This is a genomic window from Leeuwenhoekiella sp. A16 (assembly GCF_047946675.1).
Lineage (GTDB): Bacteria > Bacteroidota > Bacteroidia > Flavobacteriales > Flavobacteriaceae > Leeuwenhoekiella.
The window spans coordinates 2,565,874-2,587,835 of sequence record NZ_CP172313.1; the positions used below are offsets into that span (position 1 = coordinate 2,565,874).

Below are 21,962 nucleotides of genomic sequence, written 5' to 3' on the forward strand. Positions count from 1 at the left end.
TCTAAAATTAAAAAAATGAATTACGCCGAAGCTGAAGATTTATCCAGAAAAGAGAAGCGCCTGACTAGGAAAGCATGGCCTTCTGGTGTATTTATCAGATTATTTGGGGCTGGTTTTAGTAAGGAATTGGAAATGATTACTGAGTCAGTTCCGGGAAGTACTTGGGAAGCTTTTTTAGTTATAAAGACTGCTACAGGTTTCTATAAACCCTTCTTCCCCACTGAGGAAGACCTAAATGCATTTGATTGGAAAGACTATGACGATTTATTGAATGATGAAACAGTTGGTTTTTCTTACGAAGGGATAAGGTCTATTGGAGGCAGCTTGATAAGAGGACAACTTTATGTGAAAAGAACACCAAAGGAAAGTACTGATGAATATTATTTGCTTCCACAACCTATCGAAAATAAAGCCTTTGGTCTATCCAGAGAGTATCAGGTAGACCCTGAAACTTTGGTATATGTGAATGTAAAAAATCATGCTACTCTTGAAATGTTAATCCGTTAATCTCTAAAACCTAAATTATGATTAAGATATACAAATTTGATTACGACATGATGGAAGCTTCAGTAAAATTTGAAGTAGACACAGAAAAATTTACCCCGCAATTAGCAAACGATACGCTCACCTTTTTTCTGTGGGATTATGATAAAAACGGAGACCCTGTTGACGAAGCAGTGCGAAAATATGCGCTGCGAGCAATAATAGAATCAACATTACATGATCACAATACGGAAGGTGTTATTGCTGATTTTAATGACGGTGAAGGCTTCTATCCAATAGACGGTTCCTGCGGCATAAAATTGCTACATGTTGAAGGCTATACGTTTGATGAAAACAAACTTGAAGTTAAAGTCCTAGAAAAGTAACGAACAAATCGCAAATCTTATGGAAACTCAGGTAGCAAATATCACAATACGGCCGGCAACAATGCGTGACGTAGTTAACAGCCGCAACAGCGGACTTAAAATGGGGTTGATGTATTTCACCACCAGTGTAATTAAACCAGGCACATTGTGTGGCCCACAATACACGACTGAGTGTACAGACAAAAAGGAATTTAAAAAATGGTTTAGAGATCGCCGCATCTGGGTTCCAGTAAGTGCATTAGATAATAACATGACCTTTAAAACAGAAACTAACTTTCAAAAAGCAGGATAGATGCAAAGCAATATTCAAATACAACACAGAACACCAATTAAATATTATGGAGGTAAAACGAGAATGTTGCCACATATTCTACCGCTAATACCCGCTCACAGAATTTATGTAGAAGGTTTTGCTGGGGGTGCCGCTTTATTTTGGGCTAAGGAGCCTAGTAAGATTGAAGTACTTAATGATATCAACAGAAACGTTGCTACTTTCTACAAAGTGATGAAAACAAATTTTGTAGAACTTTTAAAGTTGGTAGAAACAACTTTACACTGTGAAGGAACATTTAAGCATTGCAAAAAAGTATATCATAGTCCTTCAGGATATTCTGAAGTAGAACGGGCCTGGGCATTTTTTGTTTGTACAAATATGAGTTATGGGGCAGAAGCTGCCGGCAGCTTTCAATGGGTTAAAAACAAAAATGATAATTGGCCTCCTGCAGTTTCAATAGCTAATAGAAGAATTCAGTTTCAGGAATATATAAAGAGACTGGAAACGGTTTGCGTTCATTGCATGGAAGCAGAAAAACTTATACCAAAAAGAGATAGTCCAGACGTATTTTTTTATTTGGATCCCCCTTATGCTGGCGCACGACAAGGCCATTATTCAGGATATACTCAAGAGATGTTTGATGAACTATTAGAAATCTTAAGTAGAATAGAAGGAAAATTTCTTCTCTCTTCATACTCCAATGAATCACTCAATAAATACGTAAACATTAATGCGTGGCATCAAAAGGAATTTGATAAGCGGCTTGGAGTAGCTGGAGGAGATCGTCGTAAAACTGAAGTTTTAACCTGGAATTATGAATTATGAAAGGAAATCCATACACAAAACAGATAACTCCTGCAGGCATCAAGATCTATCTGGGCAATGAGCATGTAAAAACTATACCAGACCGTTATAAAGGCGTTTTTAAAAAGCGAAACATTCTCAATTACACCCGTAAGCGCCTTACTCAGGAAGAATGTTTTAAACTGGAGGTAGATCTGTTTGAAAAATCGCTGCGTAAAGAGCAAAAATCGGTCTACGAACTCATAAAACGCAGTCAGCCACGCGGAGTGCGAAAGATAGAGCTGCGTTCTGGCCAGGATTACTTTGTACTTAGCTATAAGAATAAGATAGACATTAAATGTCCGCAGCACATCTACGATCTGGGCATAAACCGGCTACCGGCCTTAAAGCGAAATTATTAAAACTGAGATCATGAAAGATCGATTTAAACCAGAAGTATATCACCAGGCATTTAAAAGCGGATTCATAAGCGGTTTTATTCTCACCCTTGCAGGTTTGGTTTTTATCGCATTAGTAACCTTTATAATTATAGCCATATCATGAGTCAGAGAAGCAACACCATTATGAACATCGTTTATTTTTTAAAGCCACTGGAGGCTGCGATAATAGTTCGCATTTTGAGCGATTACAAAGAAGAAATAAAGGCTGCAGAAAAACGCGGAGATCTGCGTATGGATGATCTCATCGCTACCAATGCTATAGACAGGTTTGCAGAACAAACCAATAGGCAATTTAATGATAAGCATCTGGCAGATATGAAGCATGATATGAAAATATTAGAAGCATTGAATTATGAAAAGTGATGCATTCTTTGCGCTGGTAAAAAATATGCGCACCTGGCAAAAGCGATACTTCAGAAATCGGGATAATGAAGCTTTAAAACGCTCAAAAGAACTCGAAAAACAGGTAGACGCATTAATAGATGCTACCAGAAACCCCTCTCTATTTGATTGATGTTACAGCATCGTTTTAATGTGATGCAATGAATGGGTATATGAATAGTGCGGATTAAATGCAGAAATCTTTGAATTAAACACAGAACTAATAATTAATATTAAAAATGAAAACAGGACTTCTTAAAAAATGCAGACGAAAAATAAAGTTCTTTGAAAGGAATGGCAAGTATTATGTAGATACTGGAAATTATATTGACCCAACTGGGAAAACAAAAGAAAGCGCATTAGAATATTACAGATTTTGGATATTAGAAACTGCCAAAAGCATTTTTAAATTTAAACCTAAACGCCAATTTTTTAAATATTAATTATGGCATTAAAAGCATTGAACCTTGATTACAGCACAAAACCAAGCATTATTTATATACAGTGTTATGTTTGTCGTCTACCCGAAGTGCGGCTGGTTGCACACAGATATACGCGTAATTGCTCGCCAAAATTAACGCTGGCGAGGGTATATGACACATAACTAGGAAATATTAGCACCTTATCCAATTGTAAACGTTTGTATGTAATATTTCCCATTCAGCACTAGCGGCTAATCTGAAATTTCATTAAATTCATAATATGAAATTGATAACTAAAGAAAATCTACTTAAGAACATCGTTAAAGACTGGAAGTTTCAATATGGAGATTCTTCACCGGAGATCACACAAAAGTTGCAAAGTATCGAAGATCCTACAGAAGAAGAGGTCACGGCGATCATAGGCAACAACTCCTGGATGTCTAACATCTGTGATGAATGTGGTAGAGAGGTGCCGGTTTCTGTGAAATTAGGCGAAGAAGTAGATGAAACTGAATTGTATGCAAACGCTGCAAATATTTGCACAATTTGCCTGCAGAAGGCGTTAGACTTAACAAACAATCACTCTTAACTTGTTACTATAAACAACAAAACCGCCCTTAGAGAGCGGTTTTTAACATATTTAAAGTTCCCAAACTATTAAACACGTTGGTTAAATTTATAAAGAATATTCAACATTTTACAGTTATTATCTCATTTAATCGTGTAGAATAGCGTTTTGATAAATGTTCCTGTCTCATTTTCCAGGTGTGGTTAAGATCCTGACCACCAAATTTTACCTTATCAAAACAGTTCAGATTTAATCGGTCTATAGTTTTCATCAAGATCTGATGTCTGTGATCTTCCTTATAAAATAATGTGAGTTGCTTTTCAGTGTCTGGGGTGAGATCCATTAATATGATACCGGCTTTTTTATACTGATAGCCCTTTTTGAAGATTCTACTTAATCCTCGTAAGGCAGCTTTCGATATTACTATAGTGGAGTTAGTAGAATAGGGGAGTTGCACGGTAATTCCATTGCTATATTGAGGTAGATCCTCCCTGTGGCCATTGGTGTGAATAAAAATGTATGCGACCTTACAACAACTATTTTGGTTGCGAAGCTTGCTGGAAACTTTTGCAGCATAGGTTGAAACACGTTCTTTCATATCCTCATAATCATCAAGCATTTTATCAAAGGAGCGGGTTACCGCAATATTCTTTTTAATTGCAATTTCATCGAGTTCAAGTGTAGGTACGCCGCTAAGATCCCGATGAAGTCTATGGCCTACAATGGTCATTTCTTTCAGGACATATTGAGCTGGTAATTGAGTGAATTGCCAGGCATTATTCACTTTTATATTCTTTAGTTTGGTGGCATACCTTCTCCCAATTCCCCAGACATCTCCTATTTCTGTCCATCGTAAAGCTTTCTCAATTTTTTCTGGTGTGTTAATGACGTAGGTTCCGTTTGTGCGGTCTTTAAATTTCTTCGCGATTTTATTAGCCACTTTGGCGAGTGCTTTTGTAGGAGCTATACCCACACTTATTGGGATGCCTGTATTTTTGTAAACCGTAGTGATCATCTGAGTGCCGTACGCGTGAAAATCATAAAGATCAAAGCCCTCTAATTTTAAGAATATCTCATCTATAGAATAAACCTCCAGCTCCGGGCTAAATTGAGACAGAATGTTCATTACCCTTGAACTCATATCGCCATACAGCGCATAGTTAGAAGAGAACACCTTTACATTATTCTCCCTGATCAATTTCTCTAATTGAAATGCTGGTTGGCCCATAGGTATTCCTAGAGCTTTTGCCTCATTACTTCTGGCAATAACACAACCATCATTATTTGAAAGAACAACCACTGGCTGATTATTCAGTTCAGGATTGAAAACTCGTTCACATGAAGCGTAGAAATTGTTGCAATCTATCAAAGCAAACATGACTAAAGGTTTTTAATAACATTCGTAACAATTCCCCATATCAAAAAATCATTATCAGAAGTCACCCTGATGGGTTTATACTTTGAATTTTCAGCAACCAGCCAGATGATATCTTTCTCGATCTGAATACGCTTTACGGTGAATTCACCGTCTACGAAGCAAACGGCTATTTTTCCATTTTTGGGTTCAAGACTTTTATCTATGATAAGCAGATCTCCATCATCAAGACCAGCGTTAGTCATAGAATCGCCTTTAACCCTACCAAAAAAAGTAGCATCCTTATTTCTAATGAATTCGCGATTAAGATCTATTCCTTCATCAAGGTGATCATCTGCCGGTGAGGGGAAGCCACAAGACATACCTGTTGAAGTCAGTGGTAATTGTAATTCTAATAATTCCTGCTGTAGGCTTAGTATTATCATAATTGGAAAAAATCCTTTAATTGGGAAACTTTCCAAAATTAAATAACGCTGGCATTATGACATAATAATTTAACTTTGGTTTATAAACAACCCATTATGTGTTACGCAAAGAGTCTTACCAAAAGCCAGAATGAGATTGAAGAAGAGTTTAATCAGAATAATCAGATTCAATTCGCCACCTGGTTAGAATATGAGCCATACTTTCACCGTAGTGCATTTACTAAGCAGAACATATACATCATTCCACAGGACGATAATACATTTATATATCCGGCCGCCTGGGGATTGATACCAGGTTATGCGCAGGAAGATCCGGAAAGCTTCAGGAAGAAATATTCTACGGCTAATGCACGTAAGGAGAATGTATTTGAATCGCCGGTATATCGTAACAGCATTAGAAGCAAACGCTGCCTGATACTTGCAGATGGCTTTTTTGAACCGCATACGGTAGGTAAAGAATCACAGCCCTATTATTTTCATTTGGAAGATAGAAAGCTATTTTGCTTTGCCGGCGTCTATAATGAACTGGGATCTGATTTCTACACATCTGCACTCATCACCGTTCCGGCCAATGAGCTTTTCGCCAAAGTGCACAATAAAAAACCTGCGAAATCTTCAACGCATCGTATGCCACTGGTCCTTAATGAAGATTTATATTGGGAATGGCTTAATCCAGATACTCCTGAAGACAAAATAAAAGAGCTTATGAATGTAGGCTTCACCAGGGATGATTTTACTACCTATCCGGTGAGCAATGTGATCAATAAAAATCGTGGTTACAATGAACCAGATATATTAGAACCTGTACCACCACTAGATATCTTCCTTGATGTTTAATATTTAAGCTCATTATAACTGCCTGACGCACCTATTACACACTTCCCGCACAGATTTACTATCCAATTTGTGAACGGGGGTGTGTGAGCTCTGTACACTGCCTATATCCTTTTCATCAAATATCTTTTATTTTCCCCCGCACCCCCAATTAATTAGGATAAAAACAAATAGTGCAAACATGCAAAACCTGCATTATATATATTCTTTACTCTTTTTAAAAAGAGATAGATATAGAATAAGAAAACTGTGCTTTTGTGGCATTGCTTCTTAAGTCTTGCTAATACTGAAAACTTCCCGCACGATTTCCGCACGATTTCCGCACGATTGCACATTTATATTTCAAAATTAAGGTTGTCCACATACCATTTTCATGCGCGTGTTATAATTACACCGTGCTTACTACTCGAAATAAAGATCTCATAGTCAACGCCTGCAAGGTTTATTTGCAACCCGTAGGTCCAGGCGCGGTATGGCAGGATATTTACTCAACTCCCAGCTCAATACGCTGGAGTTCGCGGTCACGCATTACAAAAGCAGGAAACGAATGGCAGAATAAACTTGAGTTCTCCTATCCAGGAATTGGAAGAGATGAATTTAAGGATATCAACCAATTGGTCAATTCAAATTATGCGCTACAGGTTGGTCTTAATAACCAGGATGTTTATGAGATCGCAGACGCGCTGCTTCCTGCCAGATGTGACGCCTATTTTAGAGATGGTAAGGCTACAATAAGTTTTGAAAGTACAGGAATTACGCCTCCAGACTATTTATTTAATCTGGGGATTATTGCTGTATTGCCACAATTAAATCCCGTAACAATAGCAGTAAACTAATGAGTGAATTTCCATTAAATATATCACCTAAAGAAGACCATCCATCCCAAATCGAAAAAATAAAGGGTCTCGATCAAAAGTATTATTTGAGTGCGGCGGATATTAATAAGATTTTTAGGGCTTTAACTGAAAACCAGTTAACATTTAATGATTATATGAAATCTGGAAGTTTTCCTGGTAATGCAGATGATCTAAAAGCAATTTTTGATTCAGCTGTGTTTGATTCTGTAAAAGTTGAAGATAGTTTACAAATTGCTATTAATAAATATGCAGCAGCAGATCCTAAGCCGGCAGATGGGACAATATTTCGAGTTTCAGAAATCACAGATCCTGATAATGCCGGTGAATATAGTTACCAAAGTGGTGAAGCCAATAATTATAGATTTGAAAAACCTTATTTTAAAAAATCAATTATAGGAGTTGGATTAAACGAATTTGGATGGGTTTCAGGGGATCAAGTCTTTGAATCTATAAAAGACAAAGTGAATGCTTTACAGGCTTTAGATTTAATAAATATCGCTTCAAAATATGAAGCAGATGAATCTATAGATATTAACGGTGTAAATAATTATGAGGAAGCGTCTACAAAAGGTTATGGGCAATACATCGCGATCAACGAATACTTTAGCGTTAATAAAATTGAAGCTGCTATTTACTTTTCAGCGTCAACTTTTAATTTAGAGGCCAGAGTATACATTTCTGATTCTAATACTGGCGATACTTCAAACATGACCTTGATTGAGACCTTTATTTTCGATCAGGATAATGCACCTATAGATGGAACGGTTCTTACTTTAGAGCTTTCACAATCTTTAAATGTAGAAGCTGGTAATTACGTATACGTTCTTGTTTTTTCAGACAACGCCACCCCCGCAATAAGGCGTAAAAATTCTACAGATAGATTTTTATTCTTTAAAAGCGCTAATCAAACAGATTTCCCTTTAGTATTCACTTTCTCTGAAAATGATGGCTATGGCACAACAGGTTTGAAGCTTTATAATATTAACGAAATTACCAAGCTTGTTACTTTAAAAGCAGATGTAGCTAAGAAAATAGATAGTTCTCAGGCTCAGAAAATAATCAAAGATTCATCTACATACATAATAAACGATTCTTTTGATTTAACAGGCACAAATAGTTGGAATCAACCCGCGCAAAAAGCATTGGGGCAATGTGCGAGTTTTCCAGAACAGCATAGTTTTAATCGCGTTGAAGCTGCAATTTACTTTACGACCTCGACTTTTAATTTAGAGGCCAGAGTTTATACGGCTCCTGTAAAGACAGGTAATACCGTAAATATGACATTGGTAGAGACCTTTAATTACGATCAGGACAGTGCGCCCATAGATGGTACTATTCTAACTTTAGATTTATCTGAACCATTAACACTTCAGGCTAATAACTATTTATACGTTCTTGTCTTTTCAGATAATGCATCTCCTACAATAAGGCGTAAAAATTCTACAGATAGATTTTTGTTTGTAAACAATATAGATTTGGCAGAATTTCCCACGTCTTATTCTTTAGCTGTAGAAGATAGTTACGGTACAACGGGGTTGCGACTTTATAACATCAATAACTTTACTAAAACTCAGCAAGATGTTGAAGGCATTGGCAATCGAGTAGATGTTTTAGAGAATGAAACCGGAAATGATATTGAAAGAGAAATTTTCTTCTCTAACACTCTTGATCTCATTGCCGGTGAAGATTATACGATATATAAATCTTCCATAATTCGTAACAGGTCTGAAGTAGTCAAAACATTAATTTCTTTGCGAGAGAACAATATAAACTCGCCATATTCAATTTCACGCTACAAAACAGGCGTTGAGGATTTAAATTTCACGGCTAAAGATCTGAGCAGTTCTGCTGCTCTGCACTTAAGATCTGTTATTGATCTTGATAAAAATCAAATAATACCTATTAGTGTATCTGCTTATGATAAGAAAGCAAAATCAGGAGAAATAATCACCTGGCTGGCAATTGGCAACAGTCTTACTAACAGGGGTGTTGCAAAATACACAAGAGAATATAACAACGCGCTTGTTACAGGAATTGCAATTAGTAATATAGGCACTGCTACTAATAGCGGTGTTGCTGGTGAGGGACGCGAAGGGTGGACTTTTTTGAACTTTGTAGGGCAATCCAACAAACACCCTTTTACAAACTCAGTAATTTACTCTCCTTTTTTAAAGTTAGCAACCAGTACAGACAAATCAAATCATCCGGAGTGGTGTTTTCAAAGAACCGATAGTGCTTCTGAATTAAGTCTAGCGGAAACTACTGATACTGGTCAGGACTTTTACATATTTGATCTGTCGAATTACCTATCTTCAAATTCATTTGATGCGCCTACTCATATAAGTCTTGCTTTAGGCACTAACGATATCACTAAATACGGTGCAAATCAGGCTAACTCATTACTTGGTTTTGAAATCATGTTAAGCCAAATCAAAACTGCCTTACCAAATGTAGAAGTAGGAGTTGTGACCGGCACCGCTAAAGGTGACAACACACCAGACGCGTACAGGCAAAATCAGTTTGATTTTATTAACGCTATGCACAAAAAAGTAGCAGATCTGGCGCTTACCAAAATCAAAATACTTCCTGTTTATGCTTTTCAAAATGGCTCATTTATTTTTCCTTATGCTTCAACAGACACTTTTCTAAATGAATCTGGAAATTTAACTCAGAACGCTATTTATGGAGGTGTGGGAAATGCGAATATTCATTTTGATCCGATAGGATATAAGCCGTATGCACAGCTTATGTTAGGCTGGATATTGTGCAATCCGCTGCCGGATTCTAGTTACAATATTTTTGACCCGTCTTATATAGCACCCTTGACTGAAAGCATCATAACCCGCAACGATGTAATTCAAATTTTTCGAGATCCTGATAACCCTAGCACAAGCGAAGAGCCTGTAGAGACCGATTATTTTCATGCAATAGATCGGGTCACAAAGAAAATAGGCTATTACTATTTTGGCGAAAATGGTTATGAATACATAGGCGGATTTACAAAAACGACTTAAGATGAAAAAGTATTTTTCCTTATTATTTTTACTGGTAGCTATTGCGTGTACAGCTCAAAACGGCAATGTTGAGACGGGCAATGTAAAACTTACAGATAGTTTACCTGTAGGTAGTAACACCGATGAGTTGGTAGTTATACGCCCAGACTTCACCTTTGGGAGAGTGCCGCGCCCTCAGATCGCTAATGAAGCAGATCCTACGGTTAGTGATTTGGTAAAAAATATCACGCAAACAGACATTGATAACTGGAATGCGCCCTCTGGTGTGGTTGAAGATTTCGTTAGAAATTACGCAGATAGTGTAGGATTAAGCGCGAAGGAATATGCGCAATCCCTAAGTTATCAAAGTGGTGCAACTCCCTTAACTACGGTAATCAATTCTAACGCTACAGACACTACAGCCGCTACGCCTTTGGCAGTATATAATTACTCAAATAACAATTTCCTGAAGTTATCAGGTGGCGGGCAGGTAAACGGTAATATAGTTGTAGGTTCTATCTTCAATAATCAAATATTAATACAGCCCAGCGGCTTACTTTTTGACCGAACAGATGCTTTAGTTGTTCCGGCAAATAACAATGAGAGCGATTTGTTTATAGGCCAAAGCGCAAAGAAATTCAAATCTATCCAACTCAATTCAGTTGCTGCACCAAAGATCAACGGTAACGAAATAGCGGTCTATGATGCTACCAAGCAACAGGCAGAATTAATGGTAGATGATAACACGCGATTACCGCTAAGTCATTATGAAACCCCTGCAGGCGCTCAAGATAAAGTTGATGCGTTAGAAAGTCAGATAGCAGCAGATTATACACCTAACGGTGGTAACACTACAGACACTGCCGCCAGCCTAAGAGCGGCAATAAATGATATTGATTTTTCTGGTGGGGGAATTACTGAAACAAGAGTTAAAGAAATAGCAGATAGTACTTCCATTGCAGACAGGTTATATACAGATAGCGAGATTTCATCCCTTGACTTTGAAACCCAAACAGGCGCACAAAACAAGGCAGATGCTGCAAAAGCATTAGCGTTTCAAAATGACACAATTATATTAAATGAATCTAGAGCCTACGCAGAGTCGCTAATTGGGTTAGACGCAGGTGCAAACATAGAAGCTTTTGGAGCAACAGGCGATGACACAAGTAATGATCAAGTTGCTTGGAATGCAGCCGTAGAAGCGGCAAAAGTCGGCAACCGGACAGTAATTATACCACCCAGAAAATATATACTTGACAGCGTTGTCATATACTCAGATGTGAATTACATCGGGCTTTCTGAGCATGAAAGCATTTTGCAAGCGGCAGATACAGATTTAGATGGGTTTGTAAAACTAGACGCAGGTCCTGTGCAAAGGCTACAAATAACAAGCCTAACAATACAGGGGATAGGTGCTACAAACCCAAATCAAAAAGGTATTGATTTTTCCGCTAAAGAATTGCCGGAAGCTCCTTATCATGGCGGGTTGTGGTATACAACACTAACACATATAACTGTTAAAGGTTTTGATGGTGATCCTATGTACCTGCAAGCACAGCAGGGGCCTAATGGTGGGGATCTTGTAAATCAGTTCCTTACTTTCAATCATTGCCGTTTTTTTAGATCAGAAAATAACGCGTCTACAGTTAGGATCACCGGTAAAGTAGGCCAGGTAGATTTTAATAATTGCATAGCAGAGGGTCAGGTGTCTTCGTGGAATGCTGACACAGAAACGACAAGCAGAAATATTTACATAGGGCGTGAATTTATAGGCGGCTCACCTATCAATGACACTACACCTTATTCTATTTATTTTAACCTGGTAACACTGCAAAATGCAGATCTAGGTATAGAGATAGACAGAGCGCAGGACATACACATAAGCGGTTATTTTGAAAATCTACACAAGGGAATTAAAATCGTCAATTCCGCTAGTAATGTTACCGTTGATAAATCAAGATTTGCAAATGCGGCAAGCAATGGCAGCGGCACAGGTTATGGCGTTTATGTCAATGCTTCTTCTGCTAGTATAACAAATAATAAATTCATAGGTACGCACGATTATATAATATGGGGCGATTCCCACGTGGGTATTACGCAATACAATAACACAGGCAGTGGCACACTTACTACACAAGGCATCACCAGACAATTAGCGGTGGCCGGTGACGGCTCGCTTGACATTGTAAGTCTCAACAGCTTTTTGGTTAATACAGGGACTACAGCTTTGTCTACAATCACAAGTAAGCATATAACAGGTGATGAGATTACAATCACCGCATTAGGCGCAGGAACACTAACTATAAATAACGCCGGTAATATTGATATACCCGGTGGTAGTCTGGTGCTTTCACCTAACGAAACAGCCACATTCAGAAAATATGATTTCAATAGCGACTGGCTGCTAATTAATACAACACATTAGATTTAGATATGGAAAGAATAAAAGAAAATCCACTAAGCACGATCATAGGGCTACTTTTTATAATTGTGGGCTTTAGCCTCCTGATAATCTATTTGTTTTTTGAGACCAGGAAAGAGATATCATTCTTTTGGGTTCCCGGGTGCTGGGCCGCAGGTTTGATGCTGCTTTTCGCAAAAGATAAACTACTGGATATTATCACACTTGGCCTGAGTAGGTTGGTTGATGATACGGTAAAGAAAGTTAAGAGTTAGATAGATGATCCCTACCTGTTTTCAAATATTCTTTAATCCTATTTATCTGTATATAAAACGGGTATGGGATCTAGCTTCAGACAATCATTATGTTGTATTGACAACTTCTGCTGTAATAAGTTTTTTAGTTGAGATCATAAGTGAGATCTGGGAAATAGAATTATTTGGAATACCAAATGCGGTATTATTGATTTTATTGATCACAATCCTAGTAGATGCATTTTACGGTGTAAAAAAGTCAAAAAAAGAATCAAAAGTTGCTTTAGCAGAATCACTAAAATACGAGCCGGGAACGCCAGAATTTAAGAAACTAATGAAGATTTATGAGTTAAAGAAATTCAATCCTCAAAAGTTACAATTCACCGCTTTTAAGGCTTTAACGTTGGTAGCATATTTATACTGTGTAAACCAGTTGACGGCAGATACTACTAATGGATCATTTTGGGGAGTCGCATTAGGAATTACTTCTTCTGTTGTTATAAACATACCAGTATTTCTTTTTTGGTATAGAGATTTTAAAAGCATTGGCAATAACACTGAATATATCTACGAAAAAAAGGCTCCTATTTTCACTTACGCAGAGGCGGTAATAGAGCTAAAATTCAAGGAATTTTTAACTAAAGAAAAGGAATGATGGAAAACTTCAATCTAGCATTTGAGCAATTAATAGGTATAGAGGGCGGATATGTAAATGATCCGGCAGACAGAGGTGGTGAGACTAAATATGGGATTTCAAAAAGAGCTTTTCCAAATGAGAACATTAAAGAATTATCTCTAGACAGGGCGAAAAGCATTTATTACACCTATTACTGGAATTCAAGATATATGGATCTTGATAAGTTTGATTATTCAATTGCTTTAGAATTATTTGATACCGCTGTAAATATGGGTGTGAGAACCGCATCCAGAATGCTACAGGAAGCACTTAATCTGCTTAATAGAAACCAGAGAAACTTTAAGGATTTACATATTGATGGCAGAATTGGCCCTGCCACACTTTCAGCTTACAGTAAAGTTGATAAGGATATTTTGCTAAAAGTTTTAAATGGTCTCCAGTTCACGAAATACAGAGATATTGTATTTGCGAATCCTGCTCAGGAGAAATTCTTCAACGGTTGGATGAAAAGAGTATAAACCATGAAATTACTAATCAGAAATATTTTATACCTGTTGCTAGTCTTGGCCTGGCTTATGACGGGGTCCTGTGTAGGCAGTAAAAAGACATTTGATCGTAATGCCGTCAAAAACTCTTCTGAAAAGATTTCAGAGAAAAATGATAGCGTTAGAGATACCAGAGTTAATCAGGCTATCAATGACAATTTCACCATTCCTTTAGGTACCGCAGATGAATTGGTAAATGCGCGCATACGTGAAGCATTGGCAAATTTTAAAGCAGGTAAACAATCTGGGAGCAATAGCACAAGTGTATATTTTGATGAAGATGCTTTGGCTTTTAAGATTGCCAATATGATCGGAGAAACTAAAGATACGAATACTGAAGTCAATAGTAATAAAACCACAGAGCGCACAGATGAAGAGCGGGTTATAGAAGCATCAAAAAAGATATTCAAAGTCATACCCTGGTGGGTGTATGCTATTGCTATTTGGTTTCTTCTTCCTAGAATTTTACAGACTGTTGCTATTTTTGTTCCCCAGGTGGGGGTGTTCCTCAGTAAAAAAACACAATCTTGAACCAGGACACGCTACAAAATATCATAGATGAGCTGCCAGATACTTTTGTAAATATGGTGATGCAGGAAACTGATGTGGCCCGGTTACAGAAGAAGCTGGAACAACATCATTGTTATAACAGAAGGGCAGTAATCAAAGCACGTATAGAAAATCTGCATCCCTTGTTATAAAACTTCGATCAATTATGTTTACGGGAAACCGTAATTTATATTTATTGTGAATAGGTATTTTGTGTAAAAATCATCACATGAAACATAAATTACCCGTTAAAATGAAAGAAGCACAAGCCTTACAAATTCTATTAAGCCATTTTGAGCCTAAGGAATACGAAGAAGCGCTAGATCAAATGTTTGAGGCCAGCGTACGCGACGAACATCTTTGCAACCCTGAAACCTTACCAGGTATTATGATCAGGAAGCAGCTTTTAGGCGAATTTTTTAAAGTGCTTGCGCATTAAGATCTACTTACACACGCTTACATCCCAAATCGACAAAATTGAAACCATCCTCTCCAGGGTGGTTTTTTCATGTCAAAAATCACGTGTTACAAAATATATTTTGTGATTTCTGTCTCTATAGTTATATTAGTAACGTGAACAGGCAAATCATACCCTTCCCATTACCTATCTACCTGGCAACGTTTTTCGGGAATAAGCTTGGCACTGAACAATGTGAACTGCGTGATGGATCTTTTGAAAATCCTTTCTTCGTTAATTTACATTCAGATTTTGGCGCCTTCGTTTTACGTAAACTATCTCCAGCACGCGCACCGGCAAAAAAAGATACTGCAGTTAATTTTTACATCAGTGTATCAATACGCGCCGGTAATAATCAACCAGATATTCTACAAGGCAATCGCCATTTTCTAAAACTTGACAAACAGGCTATGCGAGAGATTGAAGAAAAATTCAGAACGGTATTCAGGACTCAGTTAAGCATTTTTGTGAGCGGTGCAGAAAGTGAACGTGAATCTGAGAATTCAAGAATACGTACACGAGCTATTCGCACTTTTTGTCATAATAATCACGTGATCTATACCGATAAGAATCTTACCGCATGGAAAAAGATGTGCCAACGCAATAAGAAAAGCGCAAAGCCTTTGATATATGGGCTTTTGTAAAAATATGCCCATCTTTTGTCCATTTATTTCTTAAAACACAAAAAATCGTTAAACTCCCATAGAACCCTATAATATCGCTCTAAAAGCCTTAAAAATCGGGTTGTCCACTTAATATATTCAGTAGTTCTCTATAATTGTATCAAACCTCTTAAAAATCGAGGATGCTATTTTCAAGAACTGCTAAAGAAATTCGTTCCGGCCTTTGGGCATTATCACCATTCTCTGCGATGGCCAGTTTACAATTGGCTCACAAAATTCTAGCTGGCGAAACTCAAAATGAAAAACCTAACAAAATAGACGCTGCTGTACGTTACCTCATAGACGAGAGCGGTACCCCATTTCTACCCAGAACAGCAGAAGAGATTCCGCCTGATTCAATAGGTGTGATTGAGATAGTAGGGGAGATGATCAAGTACGGCAACCCCTTTTGTTATGGCGCAGATGAATATGTGCGCTTTGCACAGCAGTTTGAAGACGATCCAAACATCATAGGACAGATCTGGATAATGGACACCCCAGGTGGCGGACTGGGATCTGTAGGTCCGTTTAGGGATTTCGCCAGGAATAAAAAGAAACCCGTGCTCGCTCGTGTAGATATGTGTGCCAGTGCCGGCCTTTGGATTGCTTCGCCTACAGATCACATACAAGTACAGAATGATATAAGTAGTATGATGGGTTCGCTGGGTGTAATGGCCACGTTGCGCAGTTATGAAAAATACTATGAAGATCTGGGTATAAAAGATCATGTGATCAATGCAGATCCTTCTTCCTATAAAAACAAAGAGTTTAAGGAAGCCTTAAAAGGCAACTACGAACTCATACGCAAATATCTGCTTAATCCAGCAGCTGAGAAATTTCAACAGCATGTACAGGCAGATCGCAGAGGCAAAATCAATACAGGAGTAGAAGGCATATTGGAAGGGCGCATGTTCTACGGTGAAGAATCTATAGAGTATGGTTTTGCAGACAGCATGGGCACGATGACCGATGCTATAGAGAAAGTTAAAGAACTGGCCGCGGTGTCAGCCTTTATGAATAACAACTATTAAATAATTATTAATCAAAAACCAAACAGTAATGAAGTATTGGGATCAAGTGAAGGCATTCGTGCTGGTAACACTCGGAATTGCTTCTTTTTCGGAAGGTGAATTAAAACTAACTGAAGAAGATCAAGAAAAATTGAACGCGGCGGCCAAAAAACCAGATTTCGCCGAAAAATTTATGGCAAAGTATAATGACTCGTTAGAAGCAAAAGAAGCTTCAACAGCCATTGATGCTTTTATGAGAGAGCAAGGTATTGAAGCTGCAGCAACTTCAGAAGAAGATGAAGAAGAAGATACAGATGCTACTGAACTTCCGAAAGCAGACGCCTCACTTTCTGCGAAGTTGAATGCTCTTACTAAAGAGTTTGATAAGATCAAAGCAGACAATGAACAAAAGAAAGGTCTAATTGCTAAGCTGGAAAAATTGCCTGACAGCGAGGAGGCCCCGGAAACAATTACCGCTAACCTTAGTAAAATGAAGATCTCACACAGCAAGACGCATTTATTTGCGAGCAACAATCAGTTCGATGCTTTCGCAGACCGCCCATGGAACCAGGCAACAAAACAAGCTTTAGCCGGTTTGCCTATCACAGCGGCAACAGACTGGACACAAACGGCAAACATTGATAAGCTGAATGCTGATATTCAGGATTATTTCCGTAAAGATCCACAGATGATTCATACTACCATGCTTGACGGCCTGGAGATGAAAAAGTATGTTGAATTGATCAGCGGTGTAAGTGATGAATACCTGCATACGTCTATCGTTACCGGTGAGATCACACAGTCCCTTAAAAAGAAATTCTTACCTAAAAACAAAGTAAAGTTTGAAGTTGAAAAAGGTAAGGTAAGAGATATCCAGATCGATATGCTTTTTGAAGGTTACGAACTGAAAAAGCTTGAAAAATCTTACCTCAAGAATATTGCTGCATTAGGTATCACAGATTCTAACCCGCATAAAATGCGCTTTGTGATGTACGTGGTGACTGAGATCATGAAACGTGCACGTAAAGAGGATAAGATCGTTATGGGCCGCGGTGTATACTTTGCAGATCCTAATCGTAATACTCCGGCAAGTTTTATGAATAACTTTTCAGGGTTCCTGAAGAAATATAAAGATGCCCGTGGTGTCAAGTATCGCGCATTTAAAATGGGCAAACCCACACCAGAAAACATTCACGACTATGTGAAAACCATGTGTGAGAGATTGCCTTATGACGTGCGCATCTTACCAGATATGCAATATGTATTATCACCTACCTGGAAGCGTCGCTATAACGAAGCACGTAAATTGAAGTACGGCGGGAATACAGATTACAATGGTGATACAGACAATGTAGATGACTTCTCAAATATCGAGCTTGTAACTTATGACCAGATGGAAGGTGAAGACTTCATGTATATCACCACAAAAGACAATGAATACGCACTTACTGATAAGCCTGGTGAAGATGGTTTTATTCAGTTTGTGAAATCAGGTGACAATCCACGAAACATCAAAGCATTTGGTGATTATAAGCTAGGGACTTTTGTAGCTGTATTTGGTAGAAAGCAAGATGATCTTCCTGCGAACAGCTATGAGAACCAATTGGTTTTCTCAAATGATGTAGAAGTATTAGTAGATAGCTACATACCTGTAGCTGCAAATGATGCCACACCGTCACTTGCATTACACAACAGCATTGTTGTTGGTGCGAATAACACCGAAGCTACAAACATAACCGGTTTTGATGATGTGACTCCTGGTGAGCGTATATACGTTCTTGGTAATGCAGACGCCAACAGATCTACCATAAAAAATGGCACAAACATCATTCTTGAAGGGGGAGCTGATTTCACTTTAAGCAATGGAGATCTTATGGTCTTACAAGGCCTAGAAGGTGGTAAAGCCATCGAGATAAGCCGCAAGACTGTAGGTGATGATCCAGAACCGGAAGTAACCATTTTAGCTCCAGATGCTACAACTGCAGATGCTGCAGATGGTACTTCATTTGTAACTTCTGAAAACACTCAGGCAACCGCATTGACTAATATAGAAAATGCAGTAAGCGGTGAGCGATACACCATAACCGGTGGCGGTGGTACTACCAACGCAACTACGATAGCGAACTCTGGAAACTTTTTCTTAACAGCTGCTGTAACTCTTACTGATGGTACATACATCACTGTAGAATACACAGGAAGCAAGTTTGTAGAAACTGCTCGAGGATAGTATAAAAGTCCCCGCTCCGGCGGGGATATTGTTTAACCTTAAAAAATTAAAACTATGTCTTACGTAAGAATAGATGTAAATAAACCTTTAGGTGGCGGCTCTCCTCAATCAAAAAGCTCAAACATTGTTGTTGTAGATCTTGATGAAGTAGCGTACTGGCCTAATCGTGATAGTAAAGGAATCAAGATGGTGGGAGAGATCATCATGAAGCCCGGTAAATATGTGACTATCCTTCAGGCAACAGCCAGTTCGATAAGTCTACCTATAACAAGTGAAGGGGAAGAAGATGCCGTAAGTTTCACAGGATTACCAGAATTTTATCATCCTGGTTCATCACTTGACTTTGATGAATTTGTGGCCAATATGACCAATAAGAACCTTGCTTTAGGTTTTAGAGTTGGTGCGTGTGATGGCGAAGAACCTTATTATAAATTTTATGGTACGCCATGTGCGCCATTGAGCTTATTGATAGAAGGGCAGAATAACAATGAGGCGACTCGTAATATGGTACGCTTTCAGCAGTTTCAAAGAAGCCGCACATTACCAGGAAGATATTTTGGTACTGTGACTCTAGCTACTGTAAATCTTGTACCGGCAGATGTTACTGAAGTTAATGTAATTAATGGCACTGGACGTTACCAGCTACAGGATAATAGCGCAGCAACAGTGATCACTTCATTAACCAATGCTAATGATAAATCTGTTTATACCCTGATAGGTAGTGGCGGTGATAACCCTGCAAGTGTAGCTGCAAGCAATGACTTTATACTTGCAGGTGCTGTGGCATGGCAGGGACTCGAAGGTAATACACTAACGGTGCGTGCATACCAGCAAGGCGCCGGAGATTTTATTTTTATAGAAGAAAGCCGATCAGAATAACTTCTGCCTTCTGAATTAGCTACAAAGCGCCTGATGTGATGTCAGGCGCTTTTTTTATTCCTCATCCCCAGCCCTTCTCCCAACGTAGAAGGGAGTAAAGCAAGCTTTTTTTTATATATCTTTGAGATTATGAATAAATCAGATGTACATACTGAAATCGATAAGATTGTTGCTCAAATCAATAAAAATTTTATTGATGATGAAATGCAATTCAATCTATATTTAAGCCAGGTTGCACATGATTTAATAAAAGGAGACATAATAGATGGTCGATTTGGAATTTTCAATATTAAAGTTGAAAATGATTTCCCTTCAGATGATCTTATGTTTTGTACGCCTACAATAAATGAAACTCCTTAACTGTTAAATCGTGCGGACGACACGAATGTGCACAACCAAAGTGTGCGTCTTAAAAAAGTCTATAAACATAGTATTATCAAGGCTTAACGCAATATCTTAACACCCTGCGCACGAATGCACGATTTTTTGCACGGTTTTAGAGGTATGTTGTTCTCATCATAATTATTCTGCAAAACATTGTGCTTCAAATTTTCCATTAATGTCAAAATATACTTTAGAATAAAATCCATGATATCCTGTAAGCTTGGGATTATCATCATCAACTTCTAAAGAAACAAAACATCCTTTGTCATTCTTCTCTACTTCTAGAGAAATCCCAAAACTCTTATACAGCGCAATAAATTTTTCCAGATCATTCATAGTATTAATATTTGATTTCCGCTAAGTTAAAAATAAAAATCCTCACCCCTAACCCCTCTCCGTTGGGAGAGGGGAACTTATTCGCCTGCACTGAGCTGGGCGCACTGTCCACATAGTATTTGTCGTGACACGGTAGTTTGCAGTATCAAAATTATCGATATGAAAACACCCACAGTTAACGACGTCATTGATTATTTAAAACACGACCGCACTTTATTTGTGGGCAAGAATTTATATAATAAGTTCCCCACAAAATCTCTGGCTATACAGGCAGGATTTAACCGCATGATAGATACAGAAGATAATGTTAAGCGACTGTGCTATGAATTGTGCAAGTTGGCCGGAGTTTCTGAACGTAAATACACGGTGTATATGAATCAGCCGGTAGTAGACAAACCGGTAGAGCAAACTGATGATTCTATTGATGAGCCGGTTGTGTTAACTACAGAAGAAAAATTACTTCAGCTCAATCCAGCGGCAGATAAAGAAGTCTTGCTCAAAACAGCAGCTGAGATTGAAGAATACAAGAATGCCGCTTTGCCGGAAGTTCCGGAATTTTCAAAAGGTCTGGCAGGTAACCGGGAGATGAAAGCTTTCTTAAAAGAAAAAGGAGTAGAGCACGAAGCCACAAAGAATGATGATCTGGAGCAAGAGATCGAAAAATGGCAGGAAAAGGCAGGTTTTGATGCTAAAATGGCCGGTTTACAAAAGATGCTTGATGATCGCCAGAATCTAATTGCAGAGAAAACAGCAGCGATGCCAACAGCGGCAAAAGAAAAGATAAAGCTGTGGCAGCAATTTCCATTTTTAAGAGAGAAAGATTGCCCAGATATCTATAAGATTTTGGTTAATGACATGATCACTGCGTATCACACATACATGGAAACACAGCCCAAACTACATGAAGCGCTAACAGATGAAGATCGCAAAGCAATTGCAGACACCGTAAAAGATAATTTTATGGAGAACAAGCAGATCTGGGCAGAACTGGAGTACTACCAAAAAAATAGGAAAGTATTAGGAGAGCATCCCATTTTTGAACAGCAAAAAGCTGAAGAAGAAATCGCGGAACTTGATACTCCTGCACTGACAAAGAAGATCTCCAGTCTGGAGAATAATGTAAGAAGGAATACGGCTAAAGCTAATGATGAGAAACGGGACGCAGGCGACCGTGATAAAAGTAAAACATTAGCTGAATTTCAGCAGGGATTGCTTGATTTTGCTAAAGATGAACTAGGTAAAAGGAAATGATGAAATTCATACTATTTGTAGCTATAATTATTCTAGGAACCTTAGTTCTCGACATTCTTATAAAGCTGGTTTTACTTCTATATATAGGAGAATGCAAAGGATATGGAGTTCCAAAAATGAAAAACCCG

29 protein-coding genes are annotated in these 21,962 nt (G+C 38.2%); 26 read left to right on the plus strand and 3 right to left on the minus strand.

Going from position 1 to position 21,962, the window contains the following annotated elements; translation table 11 throughout:
- Positions 1-15 precede the first annotated feature (15 nt).
- From ACH3O9_RS11195 to ACH3O9_RS11240, 10 genes are all read left to right on the plus strand, one after another.
- Positions 16-507, plus strand: a complete 492-nt coding sequence (locus tag ACH3O9_RS11195) for a hypothetical protein (protein ID WP_416440417.1) — start codon at positions 16-18, stop codon at positions 505-507.
- Positions 508-524: 17 nt separating this feature from the next.
- Positions 525-869: a DUF2528 family protein gene (locus ACH3O9_RS11200; RefSeq protein WP_416440419.1), complete on the plus strand. Its 345-nt coding sequence runs from the start codon at positions 525-527 to the stop codon at positions 867-869.
- Between the two features lie 19 nt (positions 870-888).
- A complete protein-coding gene (locus tag ACH3O9_RS11205) occupies positions 889-1,161 on the plus strand; it encodes a hypothetical protein (protein WP_416440422.1) in 273 nt (90 codons plus the stop codon).
- Positions 1,162-1,968: a DNA adenine methylase gene (locus ACH3O9_RS11210; RefSeq protein WP_416440424.1), complete on the plus strand. Its 807-nt coding sequence runs from the start codon at positions 1,162-1,164 to the stop codon at positions 1,966-1,968.
- The gene (locus ACH3O9_RS11215; protein ID WP_416440426.1) at positions 1,965-2,348 is read left to right on the plus strand and encodes a hypothetical protein; all 384 of its coding nucleotides are present in this window, start codon (positions 1,965-1,967) and stop codon (positions 2,346-2,348) included. Before ACH3O9_RS11210 ends, ACH3O9_RS11215 begins: the two co-directional genes overlap by 4 nt.
- A gap of 10 nt (positions 2,349-2,358) precedes the next feature.
- Positions 2,359-2,490, plus strand: a complete 132-nt coding sequence (locus tag ACH3O9_RS11220; protein WP_416440428.1) for a hypothetical protein — start codon at positions 2,359-2,361, stop codon at positions 2,488-2,490.
- Positions 2,487-2,750 (plus strand): hypothetical protein, encoded by a 264-nt coding sequence (locus ACH3O9_RS11225; RefSeq protein WP_416440430.1) that lies wholly within the window; start codon positions 2,487-2,489, stop codon positions 2,748-2,750. The genes ACH3O9_RS11220 and ACH3O9_RS11225 overlap by 4 nt, the downstream gene beginning before the upstream one ends.
- Positions 2,740-2,901 (plus strand): hypothetical protein, encoded by a 162-nt coding sequence (locus ACH3O9_RS11230; RefSeq protein ID WP_416440432.1) that lies wholly within the window; start codon positions 2,740-2,742, stop codon positions 2,899-2,901. The genes ACH3O9_RS11225 and ACH3O9_RS11230 overlap by 11 nt, the downstream gene beginning before the upstream one ends.
- 106 nt (positions 2,902-3,007) lie before the next feature.
- Positions 3,008-3,211 carry a hypothetical protein gene (locus ACH3O9_RS11235; protein ID WP_416440434.1) on the plus strand — a complete coding sequence of 68 codons (204 nt, stop codon included), beginning with the start codon at positions 3,008-3,010 and terminating at the stop codon, positions 3,209-3,211.
- 259 nt (positions 3,212-3,470) lie between these two features.
- On the plus strand, positions 3,471-3,779 hold the full coding sequence (locus ACH3O9_RS11240; RefSeq protein ID WP_416440436.1) for a hypothetical protein: 309 nt from the start codon (positions 3,471-3,473) through the stop codon (positions 3,777-3,779).
- Positions 3,780-3,879: 100 nt separating this feature from the next.
- On the opposite strand, the gene ACH3O9_RS11245 is transcribed toward ACH3O9_RS11240, so the two are convergent.
- Both ACH3O9_RS11245 and ACH3O9_RS11250 read right to left on the minus strand, forming a co-directional pair.
- Positions 3,880-5,136: a Y-family DNA polymerase gene (locus tag ACH3O9_RS11245; protein ID WP_416440438.1), complete on the minus strand. Its 1,257-nt coding sequence runs from the start codon at positions 5,134-5,136 to the stop codon at positions 3,880-3,882.
- A gap of 2 nt (positions 5,137-5,138) precedes the next feature.
- Complete coding sequence (locus ACH3O9_RS11250) at positions 5,139-5,558, minus strand: LexA family protein (RefSeq protein ID WP_416440440.1); 420 nt, start codon at positions 5,556-5,558, stop codon at positions 5,139-5,141.
- A 96-nt stretch (positions 5,559-5,654) separates the two neighbouring features.
- Between ACH3O9_RS11250 and ACH3O9_RS11255 the strand changes: the two genes are divergently transcribed.
- From ACH3O9_RS11255 to ACH3O9_RS11325, 15 genes are all read left to right on the plus strand, one after another.
- Entirely contained in the window at positions 5,655-6,395 is a 741-nt protein-coding gene (locus tag ACH3O9_RS11255) for an SOS response-associated peptidase (RefSeq protein ID WP_416440442.1), read from the plus strand.
- A 392-nt stretch (positions 6,396-6,787) separates the two neighbouring features.
- Positions 6,788-7,228 (plus strand): hypothetical protein, encoded by a 441-nt coding sequence (locus ACH3O9_RS11260; protein WP_416440444.1) that lies wholly within the window; start codon positions 6,788-6,790, stop codon positions 7,226-7,228.
- Positions 7,228-10,263: a hypothetical protein gene (locus ACH3O9_RS11265; RefSeq protein WP_416440446.1), complete on the plus strand. Its 3,036-nt coding sequence runs from the start codon at positions 7,228-7,230 to the stop codon at positions 10,261-10,263. Before ACH3O9_RS11260 ends, ACH3O9_RS11265 begins: the two co-directional genes overlap by 1 nt.
- A gap of 1 nt (position 10,264) precedes the next feature.
- Complete coding sequence (locus ACH3O9_RS11270; RefSeq protein ID WP_416440448.1) at positions 10,265-12,667, plus strand: hypothetical protein; 2,403 nt, start codon at positions 10,265-10,267, stop codon at positions 12,665-12,667.
- A gap of 8 nt (positions 12,668-12,675) precedes the next feature.
- Positions 12,676-12,918, plus strand: a complete 243-nt coding sequence (locus ACH3O9_RS11275; RefSeq protein ID WP_416440450.1) for a hypothetical protein — start codon at positions 12,676-12,678, stop codon at positions 12,916-12,918.
- A 4-nt stretch (positions 12,919-12,922) separates the two neighbouring features.
- Positions 12,923-13,552 (plus strand): hypothetical protein, encoded by a 630-nt coding sequence (locus ACH3O9_RS11280; RefSeq protein ID WP_416440452.1) that lies wholly within the window; start codon positions 12,923-12,925, stop codon positions 13,550-13,552.
- Positions 13,549-14,052, plus strand: a complete 504-nt coding sequence (locus tag ACH3O9_RS11285) for a glycoside hydrolase family 108 protein (protein WP_416440454.1) — start codon at positions 13,549-13,551, stop codon at positions 14,050-14,052. The genes ACH3O9_RS11280 and ACH3O9_RS11285 overlap by 4 nt, the downstream gene beginning before the upstream one ends.
- A 3-nt stretch (positions 14,053-14,055) precedes the next feature.
- Positions 14,056-14,610 (plus strand): hypothetical protein, encoded by a 555-nt coding sequence (locus ACH3O9_RS11290; protein ID WP_416440456.1) that lies wholly within the window; start codon positions 14,056-14,058, stop codon positions 14,608-14,610.
- Complete coding sequence (locus ACH3O9_RS11295) at positions 14,607-14,780, plus strand: hypothetical protein (RefSeq protein WP_416440458.1); 174 nt, start codon at positions 14,607-14,609, stop codon at positions 14,778-14,780. The genes ACH3O9_RS11290 and ACH3O9_RS11295 overlap by 4 nt, the downstream gene beginning before the upstream one ends.
- A gap of 77 nt (positions 14,781-14,857) precedes the next feature.
- Positions 14,858-15,067 carry a hypothetical protein gene (locus tag ACH3O9_RS11300; protein WP_416440460.1) on the plus strand — a complete coding sequence of 70 codons (210 nt, stop codon included), beginning with the start codon at positions 14,858-14,860 and terminating at the stop codon, positions 15,065-15,067.
- 134 nt (positions 15,068-15,201) lie between these two features.
- Positions 15,202-15,729: a hypothetical protein gene (locus tag ACH3O9_RS11305; RefSeq protein ID WP_416440462.1), complete on the plus strand. Its 528-nt coding sequence runs from the start codon at positions 15,202-15,204 to the stop codon at positions 15,727-15,729.
- Between the two features lie 161 nt (positions 15,730-15,890).
- Complete coding sequence (locus ACH3O9_RS11310; protein ID WP_416440464.1) at positions 15,891-16,778, plus strand: S49 family peptidase; 888 nt, start codon at positions 15,891-15,893, stop codon at positions 16,776-16,778.
- Between the two features lie 28 nt (positions 16,779-16,806).
- Complete coding sequence (locus ACH3O9_RS11315) at positions 16,807-18,984, plus strand: hypothetical protein (RefSeq protein ID WP_416440466.1); 2,178 nt, start codon at positions 16,807-16,809, stop codon at positions 18,982-18,984.
- 54 nt (positions 18,985-19,038) lie between these two features.
- On the plus strand, positions 19,039-19,863 hold the full coding sequence (locus tag ACH3O9_RS11320) for a hypothetical protein (RefSeq protein WP_416440468.1): 825 nt from the start codon (positions 19,039-19,041) through the stop codon (positions 19,861-19,863).
- Positions 19,864-19,992: 129 nt separating this feature from the next.
- Complete coding sequence (locus ACH3O9_RS11325) at positions 19,993-20,223, plus strand: hypothetical protein (RefSeq protein WP_416440470.1); 231 nt, start codon at positions 19,993-19,995, stop codon at positions 20,221-20,223.
- A gap of 162 nt (positions 20,224-20,385) precedes the next feature.
- Here the strand turns inward: ACH3O9_RS11325 and ACH3O9_RS11330 are convergent, their stop codons facing one another.
- Entirely contained in the window at positions 20,386-20,583 is a 198-nt protein-coding gene (locus ACH3O9_RS11330; protein ID WP_416440472.1) for a hypothetical protein, read from the minus strand.
- 159 nt (positions 20,584-20,742) lie between these two features.
- Here ACH3O9_RS11330 and ACH3O9_RS11335 point away from each other — a divergent pair, with 159 nt between their 5' ends.
- On the plus strand, positions 20,743-21,834 hold the full coding sequence (locus tag ACH3O9_RS11335; RefSeq protein WP_416440474.1) for a hypothetical protein: 1,092 nt from the start codon (positions 20,743-20,745) through the stop codon (positions 21,832-21,834).
- Positions 21,835-21,962 lie beyond the last annotated feature (128 nt).